3 protein-coding genes are annotated in these 5,287 nt (G+C 73.4%); all 3 read right to left on the bottom strand.

Translation table 11 applies throughout. The features are described from left to right. Positions 1-130: 130 nt before the first annotated feature. Positions 131-841: a type 1 glutamine amidotransferase gene (locus ACFWTE_RS29580; RefSeq protein ID WP_378783214.1), complete on the bottom strand. Its 711-nt coding sequence runs from the start codon at positions 839-841 to the stop codon at positions 131-133. 9 nt (positions 842-850) lie between these two features. Continuing rightward, entirely contained in the window at positions 851-2,107 is a 1,257-nt protein-coding gene (locus ACFWTE_RS29575; protein ID WP_378783212.1) for a MurT ligase domain-containing protein, read from the bottom strand. Positions 2,108-2,820: 713 nt separating this feature from the next. After that, positions 2,821-4,908, bottom strand: coding sequence for a hypothetical protein (locus tag ACFWTE_RS29570; protein WP_378783215.1), 2,088 nt, complete (start codon positions 4,906-4,908; stop codon positions 2,821-2,823). Positions 4,909-5,287: the final 379 nt, after the last annotated feature.

The following is a 5,287-nucleotide window of genomic DNA, read 5'->3' as shown; positions in this document are numbered from 1 at the left end:
GGCGGACACGGAGTGGATCCGTGTCCGCCGGGCCCCGCGCCCGTCCCGTGGGACGGAGCGTGTTCCCGGCAGGTGTCCGGGGCGGCGAGAGGCGCCCCGGCGGACGCGGTCCCGATGCGGAAAGCGCGGCCTAACGCAGTGCCGCGGCCAGGCGCTCGTCGTGCAGGCGCTCGCCCCAGGACGGTGCGAGCGGGGCCAGCTGCCCCACGCGCCAGCGCAGCAGGAGGTCCGCCAGCTGCGGGTTGCGGGGCAGGGCGGGGCCGTGCAGGTACGTGCCCAGGATCTGGCCCTGGTAGGCGCCCTCGGTGCGGTCGTCGTTGCCGATCCCCCGCACCGTGGTGGAGAACGGGCGCGCCGACGGGCCGATGGCCGTGCGGCCCTGGTGGTTCTCGAAACCGGTGATCCGGCCGACCCCCAGGGACGGTTCCACGTCGGCGACGATCTCGCCGACCGCGCGCGTCTGGCCCCTGCCGCTGCGGATGTCGAGGATGCCCACGCCCGGAAGCGGGTTGGCGTCGTCGTCCCCGTAGGTCTCACCGATGATCTGGTAGCCGGCGCACACCGCGAAGACGCACGCGCCGCGGGCGGCGGCGCGGGCCAGCCCGCCGTCGGCGCGCAGCCGCTCGGCCGCGAGGATCTGCGGCCGGTCCTCGCCGCCGCCGAGCAGGTAGATGTCGCCCTGCTCGGGCACCGCGTCACTGGAGTGGACGTGCACGATCTCGGTCGGGATGCCGCGCAGTTCGGCGCGGCGCTTCAGGATGAGGACGTTGCCCTGGTCGCCGTAGGTGCTCAGGAGGTCGGGGTAGATCCACACGATCCGCAACGCACTGGTGTTCGTCATGACTTTCCCCTACTGGACGCGGCCGTAGGCCGTGCGGATCTGCTGGAAGGCGGTGTAGTTGGCGATGAGGTCGACCTTGGTGATGTCGGGCTGCTCGGCCTTGAGGCGGCCCAGCACCTCGTCCACCCGGTCGGCGGTCTCGAACCGGACCCCGTCGGTCTCCAGCCGCAGGGCCAGGTCGGTACGGCGCTCGCCCATGACGAACACGCGGCGGTCGCGCAGCACCGTGTAGTCCACGTCCCACAGCCAGGACGTGTCCTTGCCGTCGGGGATCTGGGCGTTGACCGCGAGGATCACCGGGGTCCGGGGCGGGTCCAGGACGGCGAACGACTCCAGCCATCCGGCGGGGTTCTTGGAGAGGAGCAGCCGCACCTCGACGCCCATGGTCACCACGGAGGTGTAGCGCCCGGCGACGGAGGTGATCTCCCGCAGCCGCTCCACGGTGCGTTCGGGGTGGATGCCGTACCCCGCGGCGGTGGCGGCGGCGATCGCCGCGTTGGCCCGGTTGGCGTCGCCGGGCAGGTTCATCCGCAGCTTGATCCGCTGGCCCTCCGGCGTGATCAGGGTGTCGGTCTCGTTCTCGACGGCCCAGCTCGCGCGGGGGCGTGTCAGCCCGCACTCGGGGCACTCCCAGTGCGGGTCGGTCTCGCGCCTGAGGTGGCCGCCGCACTCGGGGCAGCACCAGGAGTCCTCCTTCCAGCGCTGGCCGGCGGAGACCCAGGTGGCGTTGGGCGCGCCCAGGCCCGCCCAGGCGACGAGCGGGTCGTCGGCGTTGGCGATGACGTGCGCGTTGCTCTTGCCCAGGGCGGTGCGCCACTTCTTGGCGAGCAGGTTGATCTCCGAGGCGCGGTCCATCTGGTCGCGGCTCAGGTTCATGAGGACCACGAACGAGGGCTGGGTGGCGAGCAGCACCTGCGGGAGGTACTTCTCGTCGACCTCCAGCACGCCGTTGACGGCGGAACGGTTGTCGGACAGCGCCGTGATGTGCCCGGTGGGCATGTTGGCGCCGTGCTCGTTGGTGGCCACGTCGCCGAACTCGCGCAGGGCCTGCGCGATGAGCCTGGTGGTGGTGGTCTTGCCGTTCGTGGCGCTGATCAGGGCGAGCCTGCGGCCCCGGGCGAGCTTGGAGAGCAGGTCGGGTTCGACCTTGAGCGCCACCCTGCCGCCGATGACGGAACCGTCTCCCCGACCGGTGGCACGGGAGAGGCCGGCTGCGCTCCTTCCCAGGACCGATGCCAGTTGGGCGCGCAAGGGAAGCTCGCTCATCTGCTGTGCGGGACGGTTACTCCGGCTTGCAGGCCGGGAGAGGTGGCCCCTGCCTCCTTCTGAGTGGTGTAGGCATGTCCGTCTGCTCTCTGGAGCAGGCGGAAACGGCGGTGATGGATCCCCTGCACGTTGCCGTGCCGGGTACGAACGTTGCAACTGCCGGTCACGCGTGCCGGAACCCGACCGGTGTGGGCACCGGCCGCCCTCCCGGGAGGAAGGGCCGCCCGGACGGAGTCCCCTGGGGCGCACCTGCGGGGCTGCCCGGTTCCTGGCGACCACAGACGTGGAGAACCGTACTTGTCCGCACGCACACGCGCACAACCACCGCGCCCCGTGGCGGTGACCGCCGACACCGTGTCCGGGTGGAGGGCGTGGACGGCGCGGCCCGTGGGAGCGGCGGCGAACGGTGTGCGTCGAGCGGCCGCGGCCCCTCCGTGTACCGGGAGCCCGCGCGTCCCGGCGGGTGTCCCGGACAGCGGAGGAGGCGCCCCGGGGCGGGTCTGTCGTCCTACGTCGAACGCGGCCATCGTCGGTCACCTCCTGGGAACGGCTCGTGTCGGCAGCGGCGAGCCCACGGCCCGCAGGGCCGAAGGCCTCCGCCCCCGGACGGGGGCGCCCGCTGCCTGCTCTCCAGAACTGCTGGATCACCCGCGCCGTTCTCTCATGGGAGGCGGCGGGCGACGTGTCGGGCCAAGCTTATTGTCCACCTGGGGTCAGACCCGCCAGTCCAACCTCTTCGGCGGCGGGCCCAGGTTGGGCGGTACCCGATCCCTGGTGTCGTCGGCCCCCACGGACGCCGGCGACCCGTCGCGGACACCCGTACCACCGGGCGTGTCGGGAGCGGAGCCGTCGGAGGCCGCGGGACGGGGCCGTCCGCTCTCGGTGTGCCGACCCCTCCGCCCCCGGGGGCTCTCCGCCACCTTGGTGCCGCGTCCGCTCGACGTGCCGCTGAAGTTGTGGGAGTCATCCACGGTGGCCAGTGTGGCTGTGGACAGGGTGAGGATACCCGGGTTGGTGTCCACAAGGACAGGGCCGTCGGCGGTCAGGACGACCGCGGCGGTGGCGGGCAGCTCGCGGAGCGCACCGGCGTCCAGTCGGCTGACGCGCACGGGAGTGCCCTCTGTGCCCCCGTCCGCGCCGGGCGCGTCGATCCCGGCCGCCTGGGCGGTGGCGCGACCCCAGGACGTGGTGGATCTCACATGGCGGACGAGGTCGAGAGGGGTGATCGCGGCGGCGGCGTTGCGGATGACCGCGCCGGACTCGGTGTGCGGGGAGGCGAAGAAGCGGTCGTCGGCCTCGATCTCGTCCTCGGCGTCCTCCGCACCGGTGTCCGACCCGCTCACGGCCTCGCCGACCACCTCTGTCAGACGGTGCAGTCGCAGCCGCGCGGGATCGTGCCCGGCGAAGCCCGTGGCGGCGGCCACGGCGTGCTCGACGGTCTCCGCGGCGTCAGCTTGCTGGCGCATCACCACCGGCAGGCAGGAGGGGTCGGAGAACCTGGCGAGGACGGCGGGCGAGGGGGTGCGAAACATCAGGACCACCTCCACCCCGCTCTCGGACCCGGCGGAGAGGACCTGGTCGATCTCCTCCGGGGGAAGTGTGTCGGCACCGCAGACCACGACGGTCCGTGTGCGGTCCGGGCGGACACGGGAGGGCACGCCGTCGGCCGGGCCGGGCCGCATCGCCCCCTCCAGCAGCTCGCTGAGCGCGGAGACGGCGTAGGTCCCGTAGACGCGTGCCGCGGCCCGGCCGGAGGCACGATCGGTGGAGATGATCTTGACCTGTGCGTAGTCGCCGTCGTCGGCCCGGGTGCCGACCGCCTCGAAGGGGCTGAGGCGGCGTTCGAGCTCCCAGGCCCGCTCCCTGACGTCGGGGCGGTCGGCACAGCGCTCGCGCACCCGCACCCGCTGCCCGGGGGTGAGCAGGGCGAGCGCCGGATCGTCCTCGGCCGCGTCCTCCAGAGGGGTGATGAGGGCGCGCAGACCGCCGATGAGCTCGGCGATGCCGATGTGCGGGCCCAGCACCTCCAGCAGCCGCAGCAGCAGGGTCTCGTCCGCGTCGGCGTCGTCGGTGTCACCGGAGGCGGCCGCGACGGCGGACAGGATGCGCGCCCGTTGGCCGGCGTCCAGGTTGGTGCCCAGCGTCATCCGCGGCAGGTCGGCGGGCAGTACCCAGCGCCGGGGGTCGACGGCGCAGCGGCGGGCGAGCCGGACGAGTTCGCGGGCCACGGAGCGCCCGGTGAGGTCGACGACGGTGAGGTCTCCCCCCTCGCGCAGCCGGGAGACACCGACGGTGGCGAGCAGCGCCGACCACCCGGTCTCGGTGCCGCCGACCACGACGGTCGCGCAGGTGTCGGCGGGGACGGTCACCCCGTACCAGCGGGGCTGCGCCTCGTAGGCACGCGAGGCCGCCTGCCACTCGGTGTACAGGCGGGCGTGGTCGCGCTGTTGTTCGTGCAGGACCCGCTCGCGCTCGTCGCGTTCGGCGGCCAGCTGCTCGCGGGCCCTCTCCAGCCGCTCGGCGACGACCTGGCGGCTCTGGACCAGGGCGTAGACGACGGGGGCGGCGATCGCGGCGCAGGCGAACGCGCCACCGAGGGCGAAGCTGCCGGGCAGGATGCGCAGGGTCCACAGCAGCGGGCACAGCAGGGCGAACAGGCCGAGTCCCGCCAGGGCGAAGTGGAGGGGGCGGTTGGTCTGGGCCTCGCTGTCGCGCTGGGCGGCGATCCAGTCCTCGCTGACGCTCTCGGTGTCGGCGGGCACTGGTCTGCGGGGGGCCGGTCCCGGGGACGGGAGGAGCACAGTGTGGCGCCAGCCGACGTAGGTCCGCCCGGCCTCTCCTCGGGCCGTGCCGCCTCTGCGGGGGTCTGGCACCGTCCTCACACCTCCTGGCCGGCCGCCGTGGAGGGTGCGGCCGGGGTTGTTCACGCGGGGCTCCGGCTGTGGCCGGAGTGTGGGCATGATGCTGCCACCTGCCCGGCGTGCTTGTCACGGCTCCACCGGGGTCGACACGCTGCCGGAAGTCGGTAACGGCCGGGGATGCGGTGAGGTCGCACTCCCTCCAGTGAAGCAGGACCCGGAACGGCCTACCAGCCCCGGCCTCTGCCTGTGGACGAACACGCGGTCGCCCCGGGCTCGGACCCCGGACAGCGCGGAGCGCCGGTGCCGGACGGTCTCCCGT

This window comes from Nocardiopsis sp. NPDC058631 (assembly GCF_042716955.1).
Classification (GTDB): Bacteria; Actinomycetota; Actinomycetes; order Streptosporangiales; family Streptosporangiaceae; genus Nocardiopsis.
This window is presented reverse-complemented; position numbering and strand designations above follow the sequence as displayed.